The organism is Streptomyces sp. NPDC058470 (genome assembly GCF_042721055.1).
Classification (GTDB): domain Bacteria; phylum Actinomycetota; class Actinomycetes; order Streptomycetales; family Streptomycetaceae; genus Streptomyces.
Genome location: NZ_JBHXMF010000147.1, coordinates 1 through 1,853, shown reverse-complemented (window position 1 = coordinate 1,853; position 1,853 = coordinate 1). Strand labels below are relative to the sequence as shown.

Below are 1,853 nucleotides of genomic sequence, written 5' to 3'. Positions count from 1 at the left end.
GACCCTCGCCGACCTGCCCGAGGAACTGGCCCTGCCCACCGACCGCCCGCGGCCGGACGCCTCCTCCCACCAGGGCGAGCGCATCCGCTTCGAGATCGACGCCGGACTGCACCGGCGACTGCTCACCCTCGCGCGGGAGTCCGGTACGAGCCTGTTCATGGTTCTGCAGGCGGCGCTGGCCACCCTGCTGACGCGGCTCGGCGCCGGCACCGACATACCGATCGGCACCCCCATCGCGGGACGCACCGACGACGCCATGGAGGACTTGGTCGGCTTCTTCATCAACGAGCTGGTCCTGCGCACCGACACCTCGGGCAACCCGCCCTTCCGGGAACTGCTGGCCCGGGTGCGGGAGACGGACCTGGCCGCCTACGCCCACCAGGATGTCCCGTTCGAGCGCATCGTGGAGGCGGTCAACCCGTCCCGCTCGCTCGGGCGCCACCCGCTCTTCCAGATCGTGCTGGCCCTGCAGAACACGGCGCAGCCCACCCTGGACCTGCCTGGCCTGACCATCGGCGCGGAGTCCGGCAGCGGTGGAGTGGCCCGCTTCGACCTGTCGTTCGGCCTCAACGAGCGACTCACCGACGACGGTTCACCCGCAGGTCTGGACGGCCTGGCGGAGTTCGCCACGGATCTGTTCGATCGGGTGACGGTGGAGTCGATGGTGGGCCGTTTCGTGGCGGTGCTGCGTGCTGTGGTGGCGGATGCGGGTCGGAGGGTGGGGGATCTGGAGATTCTGGGGCCGGGTGAGCGTGAGCGGTTGGTGTTCGGGTGGAACGAGACGGCGCGTGAGCTTCCGCAGCTGTTGGTGCCGGGCATGTTCGAGGCGCAGGTGGTGCGTACGCCGGAGGCACCTGCGGTGTCGGGCGGCGATGTGGTGGTGTCGTACCGGGAGTTGAACGAGCGGGCGAACCGGCTGGCGCGGCTGTTGGCGGGGCGGGGTGCGGGTCCGGAGTCGATCGTGGCGATCGCTGTGCCGCGTTCGGTGGAGATGGTCGTGGCGGTTCTCGCGGTGCTGAAGTCGGGCGCCGCCTATCTGCCGGTCGACACCGAGTACCCCGCCCACCGCATCGCCTACATGCTGGCCGACGCCGCGCCGGCCCTGGTGGTCACGACCCGGGACGTCCTGCCGCATCTGCCGAAGGGCGTCGACCAGCCCGTCCTTGCCCTGGACGACGCGGCGACGGTCGCCGACCTCGCCCGGCACGACTCCGGGAACCCGGCAGACGGGGACCGCATCGCCGCGCTGCTGCCCGGCCACGCCGCGTGCGTGATCTACACCTCGGGCTCCACCGGGGCCCCCAAGGGAGTCGTCGTACGGCACGCCGGCCTTGCCAACTACGTCGCGGGCGCCGCCGCCGACTACCGGGGCGTCCGAGGGGAGGTCCCGCTGCACTCCTCGGTCTCGTTCGACACCACCGTGACCTCGCTCCATGTGCCGCTCACCGCGGGCGGCCACATCCGGCTGACGGACCTGCTGGAGAACGCCGTCGACAGCCGCTTCGACCTGCTGAAGGTGACGCCCAGCCACCTCGGCATGCTGGCGGGCTCCGCAGCGGACGCCGCGGACGACACCGAGCTTCTCGTCGCCGGCGAGGCCCTCACCGCCGCTGCCGTCGAGCACTGGCGCCGACTGCGCCCGCAGGGAACGCTGTTCAACGTCTACGGTCCCACCGAGACCACGGTGAGCGCCGTACAGCACCGCATCGGCCCCGGTGAGGAGCTGCCCTCCGGGGTGGTCCCGATCGGCCGGCCGCTGGGCAACACCCAGGTGTATGTGCTGGATGGTCGGCTGCGCTTGGTCCCTGTCGGGGTGGCGGGTGAGTTGTTCATCGCTGGTGAGGGTGTGGCGC

Annotated in this window: 1 protein-coding gene; it reads left to right on the top strand. The window is 71.3% G+C overall.

What is annotated here, in order from left to right; all coding sequences use genetic code 11:
• Window positions 1-1,853 (top strand): AMP-binding protein (locus ACFWP7_RS42570; protein WP_384394029.1); only part of this gene is annotated, 1,853 nt, incomplete at both ends.